The 19,411-nt window shown below is 46.1% G+C and carries 19 protein-coding genes and 1 tRNA gene; 10 read left to right on the forward strand and 10 right to left on the reverse strand.

What is annotated here, in order from left to right; genetic code table 11:
• Window positions 1–15 precede the first annotated feature (15 nt).
• On the reverse strand, window positions 16–1,629 hold the full coding sequence (locus ICN31_RS05715; RefSeq protein ID WP_216259446.1) for an NAD(P)/FAD-dependent oxidoreductase: 1,614 nt from the start codon (window positions 1,627–1,629) through the stop codon (window positions 16–18).
• Window positions 1,630–1,657: 28 nt separating this feature from the next.
• Window positions 1,658–2,647: a tripartite tricarboxylate transporter substrate binding protein gene (locus tag ICN31_RS05720; RefSeq protein ID WP_216259448.1), complete on the reverse strand. Its 990-nt coding sequence runs from the start codon at window positions 2,645–2,647 to the stop codon at window positions 1,658–1,660.
• Window positions 2,648–2,726: 79 nt separating this feature from the next.
• On the opposite strand from ICN31_RS05720, the gene ICN31_RS05725 reads away from it, so the two are divergent.
• Both ICN31_RS05725 and ICN31_RS05730 read left to right on the forward strand, forming a co-directional pair.
• Window positions 2,727–3,275, forward strand: coding sequence for a YaeQ family protein (locus tag ICN31_RS05725; protein WP_216259450.1), 549 nt, complete (start codon window positions 2,727–2,729; stop codon window positions 3,273–3,275).
• Between the two features lie 12 nt (window positions 3,276–3,287).
• A complete protein-coding gene (locus tag ICN31_RS05730) occupies window positions 3,288–3,704 on the forward strand; it encodes a putative toxin-antitoxin system toxin component, PIN family (protein WP_216259452.1) in 417 nt (138 codons plus the stop codon).
• On the opposite strand, the gene ICN31_RS05735 is transcribed toward ICN31_RS05730, so the two are convergent.
• Window positions 3,693–4,697 carry an LLM class flavin-dependent oxidoreductase gene (locus tag ICN31_RS05735; protein ID WP_216259454.1) on the reverse strand — a complete coding sequence of 335 codons (1,005 nt, stop codon included), beginning with the start codon at window positions 4,695–4,697 and terminating at the stop codon, window positions 3,693–3,695. The two genes, ICN31_RS05730 and ICN31_RS05735, sit on opposite strands and share 12 nt — an antisense overlap.
• A 33-nt stretch (window positions 4,698–4,730) precedes the next feature.
• Between ICN31_RS05735 and ICN31_RS05740 the strand changes: the two genes are divergently transcribed.
• From ICN31_RS05740 to ICN31_RS05750, 3 genes are all read left to right on the forward strand, one after another.
• Window positions 4,731–4,952, forward strand: a complete 222-nt coding sequence (locus ICN31_RS05740) for a hypothetical protein (RefSeq protein ID WP_088524722.1) — start codon at window positions 4,731–4,733, stop codon at window positions 4,950–4,952.
• 12 nt (window positions 4,953–4,964) lie between these two features.
• Window positions 4,965–5,165, forward strand: coding sequence for a SlyX family protein (locus tag ICN31_RS05745; protein ID WP_088524723.1), 201 nt, complete (start codon window positions 4,965–4,967; stop codon window positions 5,163–5,165).
• 67 nt (window positions 5,166–5,232) lie between these two features.
• The gene (locus ICN31_RS05750) at window positions 5,233–5,583 is read left to right on the forward strand and encodes a phage holin family protein (RefSeq protein WP_240553690.1); all 351 of its coding nucleotides are present in this window, start codon (window positions 5,233–5,235) and stop codon (window positions 5,581–5,583) included.
• Window positions 5,584–5,591: 8 nt separating this feature from the next.
• Here ICN31_RS05750 and ICN31_RS05755 read toward each other — a convergent pair whose 3' ends face one another.
• Window positions 5,592–7,406, reverse strand: coding sequence for an AsmA family protein (locus tag ICN31_RS05755; protein WP_216259456.1), 1,815 nt, complete (start codon window positions 7,404–7,406; stop codon window positions 5,592–5,594).
• A 156-nt stretch (window positions 7,407–7,562) separates the two neighbouring features.
• On the opposite strand from ICN31_RS05755, the gene ICN31_RS05760 reads away from it, so the two are divergent.
• Entirely contained in the window at window positions 7,563–8,381 is an 819-nt protein-coding gene (locus ICN31_RS05760) for a hypothetical protein (RefSeq protein WP_216259458.1), read from the forward strand.
• Between the two features lie 25 nt (window positions 8,382–8,406).
• On the opposite strand, the gene ICN31_RS05765 is transcribed toward ICN31_RS05760, so the two are convergent.
• Window positions 8,407–8,667, reverse strand: coding sequence for a hypothetical protein (locus ICN31_RS05765; protein ID WP_088524727.1), 261 nt, complete (start codon window positions 8,665–8,667; stop codon window positions 8,407–8,409).
• A 130-nt stretch (window positions 8,668–8,797) separates the two neighbouring features.
• On the opposite strand from ICN31_RS05765, the gene ICN31_RS05770 reads away from it, so the two are divergent.
• Window positions 8,798–9,154 carry a hypothetical protein gene (locus tag ICN31_RS05770; RefSeq protein WP_216259460.1) on the forward strand — a complete coding sequence of 119 codons (357 nt, stop codon included), beginning with the start codon at window positions 8,798–8,800 and terminating at the stop codon, window positions 9,152–9,154.
• Between the two features lie 3 nt (window positions 9,155–9,157).
• Here ICN31_RS05770 and ICN31_RS05775 read toward each other — a convergent pair.
• The 4 genes from ICN31_RS05775 to ICN31_RS05790 form a co-directional block, all read right to left on the reverse strand.
• Window positions 9,158–9,247 (reverse strand) — tRNA-Ser (locus ICN31_RS05775).
• A 252-nt stretch (window positions 9,248–9,499) separates the two neighbouring features.
• Window positions 9,500–10,810: a serine--tRNA ligase gene (gene serS / locus ICN31_RS05780; protein ID WP_088524729.1), complete on the reverse strand. Its 1,311-nt coding sequence runs from the start codon at window positions 10,808–10,810 to the stop codon at window positions 9,500–9,502.
• Between the two features lie 46 nt (window positions 10,811–10,856).
• Entirely contained in the window at window positions 10,857–11,588 is a 732-nt protein-coding gene (locus ICN31_RS05785) for an outer membrane lipoprotein carrier protein LolA (protein WP_240553660.1), read from the reverse strand.
• The gene (locus tag ICN31_RS05790) at window positions 11,548–13,824 is read right to left on the reverse strand and encodes a DNA translocase FtsK (RefSeq protein ID WP_370624326.1); all 2,277 of its coding nucleotides are present in this window, start codon (window positions 13,822–13,824) and stop codon (window positions 11,548–11,550) included. The genes ICN31_RS05785 and ICN31_RS05790 overlap by 41 nt, the downstream gene beginning before the upstream one ends.
• Before the next feature lie 75 nt (window positions 13,825–13,899).
• Between ICN31_RS05790 and trxB the strand changes: the two genes are divergently transcribed.
• On the forward strand, window positions 13,900–14,856 hold the full coding sequence (trxB, locus tag ICN31_RS05795; protein ID WP_216259464.1) for a thioredoxin-disulfide reductase: 957 nt from the start codon (window positions 13,900–13,902) through the stop codon (window positions 14,854–14,856).
• An 84-nt stretch (window positions 14,857–14,940) separates the two neighbouring features.
• Here the strand turns inward: trxB and ICN31_RS05800 are convergent, their stop codons facing one another.
• Complete coding sequence (locus tag ICN31_RS05800) at window positions 14,941–17,001, reverse strand: sodium-translocating pyrophosphatase (RefSeq protein ID WP_216259466.1); 2,061 nt, start codon at window positions 16,999–17,001, stop codon at window positions 14,941–14,943.
• A gap of 171 nt (window positions 17,002–17,172) precedes the next feature.
• Here ICN31_RS05800 and ppa point away from each other — a divergent pair, with 171 nt between their 5' ends.
• Both ppa and ICN31_RS05810 read left to right on the forward strand, forming a co-directional pair.
• A complete protein-coding gene (ppa, locus tag ICN31_RS05805) occupies window positions 17,173–17,709 on the forward strand; it encodes an inorganic diphosphatase (RefSeq protein WP_216259468.1) in 537 nt (178 codons plus the stop codon).
• A 28-nt stretch (window positions 17,710–17,737) separates the two neighbouring features.
• Window positions 17,738–19,357, forward strand: coding sequence for an NAD+ synthase (locus tag ICN31_RS05810; protein ID WP_216259470.1), 1,620 nt, complete (start codon window positions 17,738–17,740; stop codon window positions 19,355–19,357).
• Window positions 19,358–19,411: the final 54 nt, after the last annotated feature.

A 19,411-nucleotide genomic window follows, 5' to 3' on the forward strand; every position in this document is an offset into this window, starting at 1 on the left:
GTCAGGAGGGAGAATTTACTTTGACAAGTAATCAAGCGCAAGTGCTTCTGCTACCTTAATTCCATCGACGCCAGCAGATAGAATACCGCCGGCATATCCAGCGCCCTCACCCGCAGGATAGAGACCCTTGATATTGAGGCTTTGAAAATTTGGGCCGCGTGGAATGCGCAGAGGTGAAGAAGTTCTAGTCTCTACACCCGTTAAGACAGCATCTTTCATCGAAAAGCCTTTGATCTGCTTTTCAAATTCAGGCAAGGCTTCACGAATGGCCTCAATGGCATAAGCGGGCAAGCTTTGGGCTAAATCCGTTAAATGCACGCCAGGCTTATAAGAAGGTAAGACGCTACCAAACTGGGTTGAGGCCTTGCCTTCCAGAAAATCCCCTACTAACTGCCCTGGGGCCTCATAGGTTCCACCGCCTAATTCAAAAGCCTTAGATTCAAGCGCACGCTGGAACTCAATTCCAGCAAGTGGCCCACCCGGATAATCATCTGGAGTAATGCCTACGACAATCCCGGCATTAGCATTGCGTTCATTGCGCGAGTATTGACTCATGCCATTAGTCACTAAGCGGTTAGGCTCTGAGCTTGCTGCTACAACTGTGCCACCTGGACACATGCAGAAGCTATAGACCGAGCGACCATTCTTAGCGTGATGCACTAACTTGTAATCAGCAGCGCCAATCAACTCATTACCTGCATGCGGACCTAAACGCGCCTTATCAATCAGTGACTGCGGATGCTCAATACGAAAACCTACTGAGAATGGCTTAGACTCCATAAACACGCCAGCTTCATGTAAAGCCTGATAGGTATCGCGCGCACTGTGGCCAAGAGCCAGCACGACATGGGTTGCAGGAAGATCTTCATGGCCTTCAATTTTGACACCAGTAATTTGCTCATTCTGGATGTCAAAACCAATCACTTTTTGGGAGAAACGAATCTCGCCACCAAGATCAATAATCTCTTGACGCATTTTCTCTACCACGCCTACCAAGCGGAAGGTACCAATATGAGGCTTAGCAACATATAGAATTTCTGCTGGCGCTCCTGCCTTCACAAATTCATTAATCACTTTACGACCATAAAACTTCGGATCTTTAATCTGACTCCATAACTTACCATCTGAAAAAGTACCGGCGCCACCCTCTCCAAATTGCACATTAGATTCTGGGTTGAGTACATTCTTGCGCCATAGACCCCAGGTATCTTGTGTGCGCTCTCTAACCTTCTTGCCGCGCTCGAGCACAATCGGCTTAAATCCCATTTGCGCCAAGACGAGTGCAGCAAATATTCCACAAGGACCAAAACCAATGACTACAGGACGCAATGATTTGCCAGATGCAATGGACTCAGGCGCCCTGGCTTTAAAGTGATAACTCGTATCAGGTGATGGTCTGATATGAATATCGCCATCAAACTGTTTCAGAATAGCTTCTTCATTTTTGACCGAAAGATCTACTGTGTAGATAAAAGAAAGTGCCACATTCTTTCTGGCATCATAGCTACGCTTAAAGACTTCAAAGCGGATTAAGTCCTTAGCAGACAAATTGAGGCGTTTGAGAATTGCCGCTTCTACAGCTTCTGGAGCATGGTCGATAGGCAGACGTAGTTCAGTAATACGAATCATGGAGTTCTACAATACACAGTATTAAGATTTAATCTGCTTTTGCTCCTGAGCTTCTCACAACATTTGCCATGCGATCGAAATCTTTGACAAGTAGTTGATTGAATTCAGAAGGCGTCAGACTCCCAATTTCTATTCCCTGGCGACGCATGCGCTCAATGATGTCTGGCTGCTTTAGTAGTTTAGCCATCTCAGTAGAAATTTTATTGATCACTTCTTTTGGAGTCCCGGCTGGCGCCAACAAGCCAAACCAACTATCAAATGCATAACCCTTGACAGCATTACCAATGGGTGGAATACCCGGTACAAATGGTGAAGGCTTCTCAGAAGATACGCCCAAGAAACGAATCCGGCTATCGGACACAAATGGTAGTGCAGCCACATTTGCAGCAATGACTGCCTGAGCCCGATTAGCCAGTAATTCGGTAATGGCGTCTCCCGTTCCTTTGGTAGGGATATGCACTAAATCAATGCCGGCCATACTATCGAAATAGGCCATCGCTAAATGAGAGGCACTGCCATTGCCAGCGCTGGCGTAATTGAATTGACCAGGCTTAGCTTTCGTCAAAGCAATAAACTCGGCAACAGTCTTTGCTGGAAACTCAGTATTCGTCATCAAGATATAACTACTAGTGCCAATGTAGGCTGCTGCCGTGAAATCTTTGATCGGATCAAAACTGAGCTTAGGAAATAAAGTGCCATTGATATTGTGACTCGCTGCAGCCATCACTAAGGTATATCCATCAGGGGCAGATTTTGAAACAATGCCGGTACCAACAGTACCGCCAGCTCCCGCCTTATTTTCAACTAAGACAGATTGACCAAGTGCTTGGCCCAATTCATTTGAGAAGGATCTCGCTAAAGCATCTTGAACGCTACCTGGAGAAAATGGCACGACGATCTTGATTGGCTTACTAGGCCAAACTTCCGCTGCTAAGAGTATATTTGCAAAGCCAATAAAAAGAAATCCGACGACTAAACGCAAGAAATAGTAGATTTTTCGAGTAGGCCAAGTATTCATAGATATCCTGTTTGAAAAGTTTAATTCCCAAAATGATACTAGGGATATGAATAGGCCACTTTAAGGGCGATAATGCGGCATGGCTCTTCGCGCAACTATCCACAAAGTCGACCTTCACGTCGCAGACTCTGACCGGCACCATTACGGCAGTCACTCCCTCACCATTGCCAAGCACCCCTCTGAAACCGAAGAGCGAATGATGGTCAGAATCATCGCCTTTGCTTTGCAAGCAAATGAGGATTTGGCATTCACCAAAGGCTTAAGCGATACCGACGAACCTGATCTTTGGATCAAAGATCTCACTGATGCTATTAAGCTGTGGATTGAGATTGGTCAGCCTGATGAACGTCGCATTCTGAAAGCTTGCGGTAGATCAGATCAAGTGATTGTGTACTGCTATGGCGGACACACTAGCAAAATTTGGTGGGATGGCATTGCCAATAAACTCACACGCGCTCGCAATCTTCAAGTTATTTCTATCCCAGCGACGCAAGCAAATGAACTCAATAAATTGGTTGAGCGCAGCATGGTCATTCATGTAAACATTCAGGATGGCGAAGCTTATGTCTCCTCAGATCAGGGGCAAGTAACGATCACACCTGAAATTTGGCGCAGTAATCAAGAGTAAACATTTTTGTAGATGAAATCCGTCGTCTTTGATACCAATGTTCTGCTAGATCTATTTGTCTTTAATGACTTTAGAGCACTACATTTAAAACAAGCCCTGATTGAGCAAAAAATTGATGCGCTTACCAGCCTAAAAACTCTGGAAGAGTTTGCAGATGTGATCTCTAGACCCCTGTTTTCTTTAGAGACAGTAGAACAAGAGAAAATCTTAGATCAATGGAAATCTCTATCAAGAGTCTTAGATGATCAAAGTCTATTGAGCTCCCCCTGGCTCTGCCAGGACCCTGATGATCAGATCTTTCTAGACCTAGCCTTTACCGCAAAGCCCTGCACTCTGATTAGTAAAGACAATGAAATATTAAAGTTTGCCGCTCGGGCTGCAAAAGAGAATATTTTGATTTCTGCTGACTATCAGTCTTTAGACTTCTAGCGACTGAGCAGCCTGTGCTGCAATTTCAAACGAACTCAAGCGGGCTTGATGATCAAAGATTTGTCCGGTGATGATGATTTCATCTGCTCCAGTAGCTTCTAGCCAATAAAGCATTCCTTTTTTAACGGTTTCTAGTGAGCCCACCACAGAGACTTGCAAGGTATGCGCTGCTGCTGCCTGCTCGTGGGGCTCACAAAATTCATCGAGATTCGTTATTGGTGGTGGTAATTGACCACGGGTATTACGCCGCATGCGAACCACATTTTGCTGCAGGGTTGTAAATAGATAAGCAGCCTCTTCATCTGTATCAGCAGCCACAACATTCATCACAAAAGCACAATACGGTTTATCTAATTTATCTGAGGGCTTAAAGAGCTCACGATAAATCCTCATTGCCTCCAATAATTGATCGGGTGCAAAGTGTGAGGCAAATGTATAAGGTAAGCCAAAATGCGCAGCTAGCTGAGCGCCATAAAGACTAGAGCCTAGAATCCAAATTGGTACCTCAGTGTTAGCGCCAGGAATTGCCCTGACAGTCTGACCTTCCTGAATCGGGCCAAAATAATGCTGCAATTCGCGCACATCTTGTGGAAACCGATCATCACTACCAAGCAGATCTCGACGCAAGGCTCTTGCTGTCATTTGGTCAGCACCAGGCGCCCTGCCTAGACCTAAGTCAATTCGTCCAGGATACAGAGACTCTAAAGTGCCAAACTGCTCTGCGATCACTAAAGGGGCATGGTTAGGCAGCATCACCCCGCCAGACCCTACTCGAATATGCGTTGTTCCTGCTGCCAAATATCCTATCAATACTGCTGTTGCAGAACTCGCATTCCCTGTCATATTGTGATGTTCAGCCACCCAATAGCGGGTATAGCCCCATTTTTCAGCATGCTGAGCAAGATCCAAAGAATTACGCAAGGCATCAGCTGCAGTAAAACCCTGAGGAATGGGAGATATATCTAGAATGGAGTATGGGATGGGATTTGCCATCACAAGATCATACTGAGAAAGTACATTGTTGACATGACTAAGCCCAAAATGGCTGCCCCTGATGCGGGACTCTTTAAGCCCGGCAGCAAACTAAAACATCTAAAGACGGGTGGATTTTATAAAGTCGTCTTATTAGCAAATGTTGAAGCCTCTCTTGAGCCAGCCTACGTTTATGAATCAATGCAATCGCATGATTTTTGGATTAGGCCAAAAGCAGAAATGGAAGATGGGCGTTTTGAGCTTGTCTCAGAATAAAAGGTAAGTTATATGAGTGATGAGCGCATTACTAATCTAGAAATCAAATTGAGCTTTACTGAAGACTTGATTGAAAAACTCAATGAGACTGTCTATAAGCAACAGCAACAAATTGAATTTCTGTATCGCGAGCTAAAAGCCATTAAAGAACAGGCCAGCAGCTCTGGCGGTGGTGGTGGCAGCCTCAAAGATGAAATCCCCCCGCACTATTAGATGACTGATAAGATCATCCTGTAAGAACCATCCTCTAACAACTTCTCATCAGAAGAAAAGGCAGAAAATCATGGGCAACTTAACGCTATTTGTAATTCAATGGGGACTCACTTCCCTATCCCTATGGGTAGCTAGCTATATATTTAGTGGTTTGCGTTTTGCTGATGGAGGGTCACTCATCATTGCAGCACTGCTCTTAGGATTCGCCAATGCCATCGTTAAACCATTACTCATTTTGTTTACCTTACCTTTAACGGTAATTACGATGGGCTTATTTTTATTGGTTATCAATGCTTTAGTCTTGATGCTAGTATCGTCAGTCGTTAGTGGCTTTACGATTTCTAGCTTCTGGACCGCGCTCTTTGCGAGCATCTTTATTTCTTTATTCAGCCTCTTTATCAGTGGCCTAGTCTTCTAAAAACTCAATTAATTAGATCCTGGATAGATATCTGCCCAAGAGTGCAGCGCCGTTTTGCAGGGCTGCCTCTTGGTGCTCATGGACCTTACATTCTCTGCAGCAATACTCATCCCGCCGGTTAAAAAGCCTAAGCCGATAGATACCGCGCTATTAACAACCCCTTCTTTATTAATACCAGCCTTGGGATTTTGCAAAGTACCCTCAAGTTGCACCAAGCTACCTAAGTCAACCCCTGTAGTCAGACCAGATTTTTGATGGGGATCAATCTTGAGATTGATTGCTTCACTATTCAAATTCACCGCACCCGACAACACAATGTTTAATTTATCAGTCACTACCCCAACTGAATCTTTCACATTCACCATGCCATTGATGACTGGCAAATAAGCAACGGCGCACTCCAACACAGTCTGATTGCTTTGCTTGCGCATTGGATTTAATGTATCCATGATTGTGATAGCTAGGTCACCAGCAGCATTTAGCAGCCTTGAGTCAATGCGGGCATTGCCCACCGTCATTTGCGCAGAACCATTTGCACCCCCAACTATCTGATGCAAACTTTTTCCTCTGCCAGATAGATTTAAGGCAACTTGAACATCTCCCCCGCTCACCTTGGCACTGGAGTCACTGCTAACGACTACTTGCTCCAAAGTAAATCCTTTAGCAAGTGCCTTCATAGAGACTGCAGGCGCAGCGCTGCTGATCTGTGAGAGCGAAATTTGTGCCTGGGCCTGCCCTTTACCTAACTCAAATTTCAGATTGTTAATATCAATCTTGTCACCTTTGAATGCAATGGTGCCGCTCATGTCCTTCAGGGCCGTCAAATTTGGTAGCTTGAGTTCATTCATATTGAGTGCAATGCTTCCATTAGCGTTTGGCAGTAAATTAAATGGCAACGCATCATCACTAAAGAAATATTTACTCTGAGTACTGATAGGCTTTACTAGTCCTGTTGATTTTCCGACAGAAGATGCGATGGAAGCAGCGACTAGTGGAGCCAAGTCAAACGATTTAGACTCCAGCTTGATATCGAATTGTGGCGATACCTTGGGCTCTTTATCAATCTTGCCTGTGATATCTAAGGACTTTCCATTGAGAGTCAGCGTCAAATCCAGACTTGTCTTCAAGGGAGCCTGGTCCCAATCGACGATAGTCTGGCGCACCGAGCCCATATTACCTTTGAGGCCTAATTTGTAATTGGCATATTGAAGATCCAGCAAGATAGCCGTTTTGCTGCCCTCAGCCATGAGAGAAAGCTTTGGTATCTCCAACAGCTTGATTGGATTATCTCCATTCTGATAGCTAATGCGTGCATCAGAAACGCGAATGGCTTCGATTGTCATCAAAATGTTGTCACTAGAAGATGCTTGGGGAGGATTGCTAGAAGTACTAGAACTACTTTTTGAATTACTAGCAGTGACTGGCGACGATAAATTCCAATTGCTTTGCCCTACTTGATTGGTCTGCAAATACGCATCAAGTCCAACAAGATTGATGCTGCTAATTTCTACGCGTCCTAAAAACAGAGGAAATAACTTCACATCGAGCTCAATCTGCTTTAAAGCCAGCATTTGGGATTGACTTGCCCATGAAGCGTTACTTAGGGTAACTTGTTCAGCCTTGACGCCAATTGAAGGAAAAATCTTGAGACTTACTGGCCCTGCAATTTTGAGATCCCGTCCCGTGGCATCTTTCACTGCGGAACTAAGTAATTGAGTTAATTGCGTTGGGTTGATAGATGATGCGGCATACCAAGCCCCCAGACCTCCCAGGGTTAAGATAGCCGCAAAGGTGATCAGAGTGATTTTGAGAGTTTTAGTCATTACGGATTCATTCTATATCGAGCCCATCGGGATCGTAAGTCTTTCCCGGCCATCAGCAGAACAAGCCTTATAAAGCCCGTATTAAAAGTATCAAGAACTTGCAGTAATATCTATCAGTACTGCAGCTCATTAACAGCAAACGAAGGGTAATAAACCATGGCTACAAAGAAATCTCCAGCAAAAAAGAAGGTAGCTACTAAGGCGGTAAAAAAAGCCCCTGCAAAGAAGGTTGTTAAGAAGGTGGCGACTAAGAAGCCGGCAACCAAGAAAACCGCTAAAAAGGTAGTGAAAAAGATGGCCGCCAAGAAACCAGCTATCAAAAAACCAGCAGCAAAGAAGGTGGCTAAAAAAGCGGTCAAGAAAGTAGCAGCTAAATCTTCTAAAGTAGATCAATATGGTCTTGAGAAAGACGATGAGTTTTATGGTCTTTACTTCGCCAAATCTACCAGTAAAGGTCTTGTAGAAGTAAAGCCCTGCACCTTCACATTGATGTACTGGTGGAAAGGTTTGCTTGGCTACCCTGACATGATTGAGATTTCTAAAGGCAGCAATACTGCAATGTTGCAGTTTGAATCTACTTTTGGTGGTGGCGATTCTGGTGAAACAGAATTAACTGAGCAAGATGTTCTCGATATTGACCATATTATTGAAGTAGACGAGCAAGAAATGCTGATCTCGCTCTACTCCTATGTACCCATTCCGGTTCCAGATAAATTAATTGGTGCGCTAGGTTTAGCGATTCTGAACATCAACCCAGAAACACGCTATGGCAGCCTTGAGTTGTGCACTACTGAAAATGAAGAAGGCCAAACAGAGCACTTCTTACGCTATCGTGCGGCAACGTACTTACGCGGCATTAAATCCGGAAAAGTAGAAGCCATCGAGAGCATGGTCACCAATGGTTCCGAATTCTTCGGGCTTGCTTTAGATGCCATGTGTGTCAATAAGTCGATTAAGAAATGGTTGCTAAGCTAGAGCCTTAGTAGGGCTTCATCGTCACTTATCGGCATAAGTAGATATAAGTCATTGGAAAACGGTCATTGACCGTTTTCCTACTTTCAGCAGCTACAGCATTCTGCTTTCCCAGCTTCTTGCATTCCGCAAGAGCCATTCCTTGAGCCTCATTCTCTTTAGCGCCTTTTGGGGCATGGACCCCAATCGCACCATCCGATTGTTTGTATACCCCAAACTCACTGTCTGGAGTTCCGCAGGCAAACAAAGCAAAAACAAGAATGAGGGGTAAGTAAGCAGAAGTTTTCATTATGAGCATGGATAATTGAGAATTGATTCTATTCTAGAAGTAATTCTGATGATCCCAAATAGTATAAATATATCTTTTTAAGATGTCTGTTTAGCTATCTATTGAGCTGCATAGCTGATACATTGAATTGATGTTTAGTAAAAACCATGAGTTAATGATCGGCAGCATTTTTGCCTTACGTGCTTGGACCAAAGACCACCTCCCAATAGAAAATTCTTTGATTGCCTACGATTTAATTCTTGTTCTAGCTATTAATAACTACGCCAAAAATAACATCTCAATCAAAGAGCTGTTTGCTTCAGTCCCTCACTCCTATACAGCTGTGCGTGGACACTATCTCAGGTTTGTCAATGATGGCTGGATTGAGCATTATTTAGATGAGCCTGATAAACGGATCAAGTATGTTCGTCCGACCGCTAAGCTTGTGAAGACAATGAATGATTACGCTGCAGCAGCCAATAAACTCTTAATAAAAACTATTGACTAGTTTTGGCGGAGAGGGAGGGATTCGAACCCTCGGTACCTTTGACAGTACGCCTGATTTCGAGTCAGGTACATTCGACCACTCTGCCACCTCTCCGAACCGAAGAGCAATTATAGCGGGCATGCTAAGAATATCCGCGCAACCACAAGGGGCTTAAATCTCTTGAATTTAGGCAGTGAAAATCCAATAATCACACTATGAGCGAAAACCTAAAGCAGAATAAATTAACTAAGCCTCCATTTGATAGAAAAAAGTTTGCTCAAGAACTTAGAAGGCATAGAGCCTCAATGAAGATGGGCACCTCAGTTATGAATGAAGTCAGATCTGAACCCCGCTACGAACCGGCCATTAAATCGACTTAAGTACTTCCAAACTACCCAAATAAGGTTGCAGTGCTTTCGGAATAGCAATGCTGCCATCGACTTGTTGTTTGTTCTCTAGTAGAGCAACCAATGCTCTACCTACAGCAAGGCCCGAACCATTTAAGGTGTGTACCAATTCTGGTTTACCTTGGCCAGCTTTAAATCTCGCTTGCATCCGTCTTGCTTGGAAGTCGCCCATGCTCGAGCATGAACTAATCTCGCGATAAGCCTTTTGCGATGGCACCCATACTTCTAAGTCATAAGTCTTGGTACTACCAAATCCCATATCACCGGTACACAGCAATACTTTTCTGTACGGCAACTCGAGTAGCTCCAGAATACGTTCGGCATGGCCGGTCAATTCTTCAAGCGCTTGCATTGAATGCTCTGGTTTGGTGATTTGTACCAACTCGACTTTGTCGAACTGATGTTGACGAATCATTCCCCGCACATCACGACCATAGCTACCTGCTTCGGAGCGGAAGCATGGTGTATGCGCCACATACTTCATTGGCAGATTGTCTGCGTTGACGATTTCATCCCTTACCAAATTAGTTACGGGCACTTCTGCGGTTGGTATGAGATAGAAGTTTTCTGTTTTTGATTCTCCACCCTCGTCTTCGCCACCCATCTGGCGCGGAACCTTAAAGAGATCTTCTTCAAACTTCGGCAATTGGCCAGTACCGCGCATAGAGGCTGCATTCACCATATAAGGTGCGTAGACCTCTTGGTAACCATGATGCGTTGCGTGCGTATCAATCATGAATTGCGCTAAGGCGCGATGTAGTCTAGCAATTGGTCCTTTGAGTACGACAAAGCGTGAGCCACTGATCTTGGCTGCAACTTCAAAATCCAAGCCTAATGGACCGCCAAGGTCTACGTGATCTTTAGTCTCAAAATCAAATATGGGCTCAGTTCCCCAGCGCTTGATCTCTTTATTTTCAGTCTCATCTTTGCCGGCTGGCACAGACTCATCTGGAAGGTTGGGAATACCCATTAAGAAATCAGATATCTCGGTTTGGAGGATAGATAAACGTGCTGAACCAGATTCCATATCGACGTTGATCTGACTTGCCTCTGCCATCTCTGCAGATGCATCCTCGCCCTTACCTTTTTTCATGCCAATGGCTTTTGCCAACTGATTGCGTTTGGCTTGCAGCTCTTCGGTGCGGGTTTGTAAAGATTTACGCTCAGACTCAAGAGTATTGAACCTCTCAACATCCAATTCAAATTTACGAGTAGCTAAGCGCGCTGCAATAGCGACGATATCTTTACGGAGTAATTGGGGATCAATCATATGTTGCTCTGTTTGGTTTGTTTAATGCTTAATTAATATTGTGGCTCTAGTTTAAGCGTAAGACCTCAGCGCCGGCCGGTGGTGTAAAAGTGAAGCGATTTGCTGGTAAATTCACGTTCAGCTGGATTTTATCTAGGGTCACCAGCACCACGCTTCCCAGACCATCAATTAATTCTAGCGCTTTGGGTAAGCCATTGGCCATGCCTACTGAGATCTTTGTATAAGGAAGATCGTTGCCGCTTTTGGCATTGGGATCTTTCTTGGGAGAAAGCCCAACCCACTTCATGCCGGAACGCTCCTCGCCCTCCACTAAATCAAAATGCTGATCCAAAGAGGATTCACCAAATAGAATCGCTGCAGGCGTTGCTGCCAGTGCTTGCCCTGCAGGACGAATGGTGGCTTGATTTAAATCCTTATCCCACAAAGTCAGATATTTTCCATCTGCAATCAGTTTTTGCTCATATGGCTTTTGGGTATCCCAGATAAATCGTCCCGGACGCTGAAATACAAAGCGACCTTGCGTCTGGCGCACCAACTTCAAACCTTTATCTTGCGGCTCATTTGCTTTGGGTGTGCGCAACTGTTGTTGTACAAAATCACCTTCGGCTGTTTTGGAGTTACGTACAAACTGACGTAATTGATCAGCGCCGCTCTCGCTTTGGGAGAGGGCTGTGCCTGAAAACAGCATGGCAGTTCCAAAGATTACTGCAGATAAGAGTCTTTGCAAAATGACTGCCTTATTCTGAAGGGCGGCGCAAGATCTCGCGATTACCACCATTACCCATCTTCGATACGAGTCCTGCTTTTTCCATATCCTCTAAGAGGCGTGCTGCACGGTTGTAACCAATCCGTAAGTGACGCTGCACCAAAGAGATGGACGGGCGCTTGTTCTCTAAAACAATGGCTACAGCTTGGTCATACAGTGGATCTGCTTCACCACCACCCTCACCTGTTAGGGCATCGACATTAGATTCGTCAGCACCTTCAAGTACGCCATCAATGTAATTGGCTTCGCCCTTCTCTTTAAGCCACTCCACCACACGATGCACTTCATCATCTGATACAAATGCGCCATGTACACGCACTGGCAATCCAGTCCCTGGTGCCATATAGAGCATGTCGCCCATACCAAGCAGGGCTTCTGCCCCCTGCTGATCCAAAATCGTACGGCTATCAATCTTGCTGCTGACCTGGAAAGAAATACGAGTCGGTACGTTCGCTTTAATCAATCCGGTAATCACATCCACACTGGGGCGTTGTGTTGCCAACACCAAATGAATACCTGCAGCACGGGCTTTTTGCGCAATGCGGGCAATGAGCTCTTCAATCTTCTTGCCGGAGACCATCATCAAGTCAGCTAACTCATCAATTACGATGACAATTACTGGCGCTTTATAGATCGGCTCAGGATCATCCGGGGTCAAGCTAAATGGGTTGGTGAGTTTCTCGCCCTTCTCTTCAGCTTCCAAAATCTTTTTATTAAAGCCAGCAAGGTTACGCACACCAAACTTACTCATCAGTTTGTAGCGGCGCTCCATCTCATTGACTGCCCAATTGAGCGCGTTATAGGCCTGATTCATATCCGTTACTACTGGGCAAAGTAAATGGGGAATCTTGTCGTAGATTGCCATCTCGAGCATCTTTGGATCGATCATGATCAGACGCACCTCATCGGGCTTAGCTTTAAAGAGGAGTGACAAAATCATGGCATTAATACCAACTGACTTACCAGCGCCGGTAGTACCTGCAACTAAGCAGTGAGGCATCTTCGCAAGGTCGGCCACCATTGGGCTACCAGAAATATCCTTACCTAGAGCAAGAGTGAGTAATGAATGATTATCGTTATAAACCTGTGAGGTCAAAATCTCAGAGAGATAGACGGATTGGCGTGTTGGGTTTGGTAATTCCAAAGCCATACAAGTTTTGCCTGGAATAGTTTCGACGACACGCATACTCACAACACCCAGTGAGCGTGCAAGATCTCGTGAGAGATTGACAATCTGACTACCCTTCACGCCAATTGCTGGATCAATCTCATAACGAGTCACCACTGGACCAGGGTAGGCAGCAATGACGGTTACCTGGACATTAAATTCAGCTAACTTGCGCTCAATCAAGCGGGAAGTAAATTCCAATACATCCGCAGAAATTGTTTCTTTTACTTCCGGTACGGGATCTAGTAATGCCAGCGGTGGCAATTCAGAATCGGGGATATCTACAAACAATGGCTGTTGTTTTTCACGCTCTACACGCGCACTCTTTGGAATCTCTATCGGTGCACGCACTATTTGTACGGGAGCTGCAACTTCTACGCGGCCACGAAACTCCTCAACAAACTCTTCACGCTCTTCGGCAGCAGCTTCGCCTAGCTTGCGATCTTCTTCGCTATCGCGACGCTCCCGAATGCGCAGAAAGGTCACTTCCAGGAAGCGCCCTACTTTTTCAGCAATATCTAACCAGGAGAAATGTAAAAACAGGGATAAGCCAGCAGACAAGCCAAAAAGGAGAACTAGCGTTGCTCCAGTAAAACCGAGCGACATCTGCAGGGGATCGCCAATCAACTCACCCAAGATGCCTCCAGGCGGTCTTGGGAGCTGCCAGGACAAGGAATGCATACGAATCGACTCAAGGCCCATGCTGCAGGCTAAGGTCAGCCCAAAGCCCAACCAGCGCACCAGCAGGGATTCTGGTTTGGCATCAGGATCGGGCGGAAGTGGAATGCTCCAGAGCTCACGCCAGCCATGAAGGACGCGGCGGCCAAAGAGGACAATCCACCAAAAGGCAGAAATGCCAAAAATATAGAGCATCAGATCAGATAAATAAGCCCCAAAACGACCACCGAGGTTTCTAGGAGCCTCAAAACTGGCGTGGGACCAGGCTGGATCAGCCTTGGAATAAGTGAGCAAAATGGCCAATAAACCCAGGCATAGGCCTAGGGAGATAAACCAGCGTGCCTCTAGGAGAAGGCGGGGCATCCTGCCCTGCCCATCCATCTCTGGGGGCTGAGGACTCATTGGAGCCTTGGACTTTGGATATACAGTTCTTGCCATGTTCCACCGATTGTAAACAAGCAAACCTATAATTTGGGTATGACTACAAATACCCCAAAACACTCCAAAGTTCTGATCCTCGGATCCGGCCCTGCTGGCTATACCGCTGCAGTCTATGCGGCCCGAGCCAATTTAAAGCCTACCCTCATTACTGGCCTGGCTCAAGGGGGTCAATTAATGACCACTACTGATGTCGAAAACTGGCCGGCTGATGCCGATGGGGTTCAAGGACCAGAGCTGATGGACCGCTTTTTGAAGCATGCTGAACGCTTTAATACCGAGATCATTTTTGACCACATTCATACAGCAGCACTCACAGAAAAGCCTATTCGCTTAGTTGGCGACTCTGGAACTTATACCTGTGATGCCCTCATTATTTCCACTGGTGCTTCTGCCCAATACATTGGCCTGCCAAGTGAAGAGGCATTTATGGGTCGCGGTGTTTCTGGTTGCGCAACTTGCGATGGTTTCTTTTATCGCAATCAAGATGTCTGCGTAGTGGGGGGTGGCAACACCGCAGTTGAAGAGGCGCTCTACCTGACCGGTATTGCAAAGAAAGTTACTGTCATTCATCGTCGTGACAAATTCCGTGCAGAGCCAATCCTAAATGATCGCCTCATGGCCAAAGTTGCCGAAGGCAAAGTAGAGCTCAAGCTCAATGCAACACTGGATGAAGTTCTGGGCGATGAAAAAGGTGTGACTGGTGTGCGCATCAAGAAACAAGATGGCAGCACAGAAGATATCGCTATCACTGGCGCCTTCATTGCGATTGGCCACAAACCTAATACGGAACTCTTTATTAATCAGCTAGACATGAATAATGGCTATATCAAAACGCACTCGGGCTTAGAGGGCAATGCTACTGCCACCAATATCCCTGGCGTGTTTGCTGCAGGCGACGTGCAAGACCATATCTATCGTCAAGCTATCACTAGTGCAGGTACAGGATGTATGGCTGCATTAGATGCGCAGCGTTATTTGGAAACTTTGGATTAAGTTTTCTATTTGTTGATTCTTGTTGAGTAATAAAAAACGCCTAGCATTGCTAGGCGTTTTAGTTTGCTGCTTTGATGCTGTTTCTTAGCGACTTATCACCGGCAACAATGGCACGATCAGCAATGCCACGATGTTAATGATCTTGATGAGTGGGTTCACTGCAGGACCAGCAGTGTCTTTGTAGGGATCGCCTACAGTATCACCAGTCACTGCTGCTTTATGCGCTTCAGAACCTTTACCGCCGAAGTTACCTTCTTCGATGTATTTCTTGGCGTTATCCCAAGCACCACCACCAGTACACATTGAGATCGCCACAAATAAGCCGGTCACAATCGTACCCATGAGTAAGCCGCCTAATGCAGCAGGCCCTAACAAGAGACCCACTACGATCGGCGCAACCACTGGTAATAGAGAAGGAACAATCATTTCCTTAATAGCTGCAGTGGTGAGCATATCGACTGCCTTGCCGTACTCAGGCTTAGCAGTGCCCTCCATAATTCCGGGGATGTCACGGAACTGGCGACGCACTTCTTCCACAACTGCACCAGCGCAACGACCTACTGCTTCCATCGCCATCGCACCAAACAAGTAAGGAATCATGCCGCCAATAAAGAGGCCAATGATCACCATATGGTTAGACAAGTCAAAGGAAACTTGTTGGCCAATACCCTCTAGCGCATGGGTGTAGTCAGCGAACAATACCAGTGAAGCTAAGCCAGCCGAACCAATCGCATATCCTTTGGTCACAGCTTTAGTAGTGTTACCAACAGCATCCAATGGATCGGTAATATCGCGAACTGTTTGTGGCAAACCGGCCATCTCAGCAATACCACCTGCATTATCAGTAATCGGGCCATATGCATCTAGAGCAACGACTATTCCTGCCATAGACAACATGGCGGTCGCTGCGATTGCAATACCGTACAAACCAGCCAACCAGTAAGCCGCAAAAATTGCTGCGCATACAAAGAGTACTGGGTATGCAGTGGACTTCATAGAAATGCCTAAGCCCGCAATGATGTTAGTACCGTGACCTTTAGTAGAAGCCTCAGCAATATGCTGCACTGGCTTAAATTGAGTGCCGGTGTAGTACTCAGTAATCCACACCAAGCCTGCAGTAAGTAGGAGACCTACTACTGTGGCACCAAATAAACGCCACTGGCTACCAGGAATACCCAAAGCATCATCGGGCATGATGAAGTTCGTCACAAAGTAGAACGCTACTAATGACAAGCCACCTGCAATGATGAGGCCCTTATACAAAGCTGGCATCACGTTTCTCATGCCAGGCGTTGCTTTTACAAAAGAGCAGCCGATGATAGAGGCGATGATGGAGACGCCACCCAATACCAATGGGTAAATAACGGCCGCTACTGGCGCACCAGTCACCATCAAAGAGCCGAGTACCATCGTTGCGATCAGTGTTACTGCATAAGTTTCAAAGAGGTCTGCTGCCATCCCTGCGCAGTCGCCAACGTTGTCACCGACGTTATCGGCAATCACCGCTGGATTACGTGGGTCATCTTCCGGAATGCCGGCTTCTACCTTGCCCACCAAGTCAGCACCAACGTCTGCACCCTTGGTGAAGATACCGCCACCAAGACGCGCGAAGATAGAAATTAATGATGAACCAAATGCCAATCCAATCAGTGGATGTAATACAGAAGAGAGATCCTGTCCTGCGCCTATCGATACGAGGAACATAAAGAATAAGCCAACCCCCAAGAGGCCAAGACCAACCACCAGCATGCCGGTAATAGCGCCACCTTTAAATGCTACGTTGAGTGCTTCGTTCATGCCTACGGTAGCCGCTTGTGCTGTGCGCACGTTTGCGCGAACTGAAATATTCATGCCAATAAAGCCGCATGCTCCAGAGAGCACTGCACCAACCACAAAGCCGATCGCAGTTGCAAAGTCCAAGAAGAGCGCCATGAGGATGGTGAGAACCACCCCAACGACCCCAATCGTTTTATATTGGCGTGATAAATAAGCGGCAGCGCCCTGCTGAATCGCTTCAGCAATCTCCTGCATTTTGGCGTTGCCCGTACTTTGCTTCAAAATCCAGCTGCGCATCACAAAACCGTAAATCACGGCCAGAACACCGCATGCCAAGGCAAAATACAAGCCTAAAGTGATATTACTCATGCTTGAACTCCCTAAAGTTGATCCTATTGTTTTATATATCTAGCGCCTATATCAGCCTAGTTTTTTAAAGCTTTAAACTAGAGCTCTAAAGCTGTATCAGTATGTATCAGAATCACCCCTGAGCCTATTTGCTAATATCAGGGTATTTACTAATCACCAATTGGAGTTTTTATGAGTTTGGACAACGTCAAGCCGGGAAAAAAGATTCCTGAAAGCTTTAACGTCATTATTGAGATCCCGATGAATGCGGATCCAATCAAGTATGAAGTTGACAAGGAAAGTGGTGCGATTTTCGTAGACCGATTTATGGGCACTGCGATGCACTATCCATGCAACTATGGCTATATCAATAAAACTATCGCTGGTGACGGTGACCCTGTTGACGTACTGGTCATTACGCCATTCCCACTTATTCCAGGTGTCGTTGTAAGTTGCCGCGCCATTGGTGTTTTGCAGATGGAAGATGAAGGCGGACAAGATGCCAAATTATTGGCCGTTCCAGAAGACAAAATTTTGCCGATCTATACCCATTGGCAAAAGCCAGCAGATATTAATCCATTACGCCTCAATCAAATCCAACACTTCTTCGAGCACTATAAAGATCTCGAGCCTGGTAAATGGGTTAAGGTAAAAGGCTGGGGTGGTGTTGCAGATGCGCATACAGAAATTCTGGAAGGCATTGAACGCTACAATAAAGAGCGCGCTTAATTTATTAGTAAAGGCTTTGTGAATCGGAGTGAGTACGCAAAAAATTGCCCTAGTTCAAATGAACCCAATGTTGGGGGATTTGGCTGGCAACGCGCAACTGATTCACAAGGCTGCTCAAGATGCCTTTAAGCAAGGTGCCAAACTCGTAGTCACTCCAGAGCTTGCGCTCACTGGCTACCCCCCAGAAGATCTATTACTCCGCCCCGCTTTCATAGAAGCGGCAAAGCAAGAGCTTGATCTCTTAATGAAAGAACTTGCCCAATACTTAGGTCTCACTGTAGTGGTAGGGCACCCCAGAAATACCTTAGCCGGCCTACAAAACTATGCCTCTGTTTTACAAAATGGCAAAGTAATCGCAGGCTATGCCAAACAAGTATTGCCGAACCATGAAGTATTCGATGAAGTGCGTTACTTTATTCCTGGCAAAGACGCCTGCGTATTTGAATGCGAAGGTATTCGGTATGGCGTGATTCTGTGTGAAGATGCATGGCATGCTGGTCCCGCCAAACAAGCGCATGCTGCAGGGGCTCAAGTTTTGCTAGTTCCTAATGCATCGCCCTATCACCTGAAAAAAGAGGCCTTGCGCATTGATGTGCTGCGCGAGCACATTGCACTAACCAAGATGCCTTTGATCTATGTCAATTCCGTTGGCGGTCAAGATGAACTCGTCTTTGATGGCGGATCGTTTGCATTAAATAGTCAGGGGGATGTTGTCATGGCGATGCCTCAGTTTGAAACTGGCTTAGGTATCGTTGACATCAGCCCCTCCGGTCAATTAGAGAAGGGTCTCATTAAACCGCCCCAAAGCGTTGAGGCTCAAGCCTATCAAGCGCTGGTTCTTGGGGTACGCGACTACGTTACTAAAAATCATTTTCCAGGGGTCATCATTGGTCTATCGGGTGGTGTAGATTCTGCTTTAGTGTTGGCCATTGCGGTTGATGCTTTAGGCGCTGACAAAGTCCGCGGAGTGATGATGGCCTCGCGCTATACAGCAGACATCTCCTGGATTGATGCCAGTGAACTAGCCAAGAATCTAGGCGTGCAATATGACGAGATTCCCATTAGCGGCCCGGTAGATGCTCTCGAAGCCTCCTTAGCAGACCAGTTCAAAGGCTTGAAGATAGACGCTACTGAAGAGAATCTTCAGGCCCGCGTCCGTGGCACCTTGCTCATGGCTCTTTCTAATAAAACTGGGCGCCTAGTTTTAACAACCGGCAATAAGAGTGAGATGGCTGTTGGCTATTGCACTTTGTATGGCGACATGGCTGGTGGCTTTGCGGTGATTAAAGATATTGCTAAGACTTTGGTGTATCGACTCTGCGATTACCGCAATAGCATTAAACCCGTCATACCGAAGCGTATTTTGACGCGTGCCCCTTCAGCCGAATTACGCCCTGACCAAACCGATCAGGACAGTCTGCCTTCTTATGAAGTCTTAGACGCCATCGTAGAGCGCTATATGGAACAGAACCAATCCATTGACCAAATCATTGCCGCTGGCTTTGATTCTGAGAGCGTAGAGAAGGTTACCCGCCTGATCAAATTAAATGAATACAAGCGTCGCCAAGCCCCTCCTGGAGTTCGTGTAACTACCCGTGCTTTTGGTCGCGACTGGCGCTACCCCATTACCTCACAATTTAGAGCCTAAAAATCGATTGAGCTGATCGTTTTTAGCGTTATATTTGAGTTCTAGGTATGATTA

Origin of the sequence: Polynucleobacter sp. UB-Piko-W3, from assembly GCF_018881635.1 — a bacterium.
Lineage (GTDB): Bacteria > Pseudomonadota > Gammaproteobacteria > Burkholderiales > Burkholderiaceae > Polynucleobacter.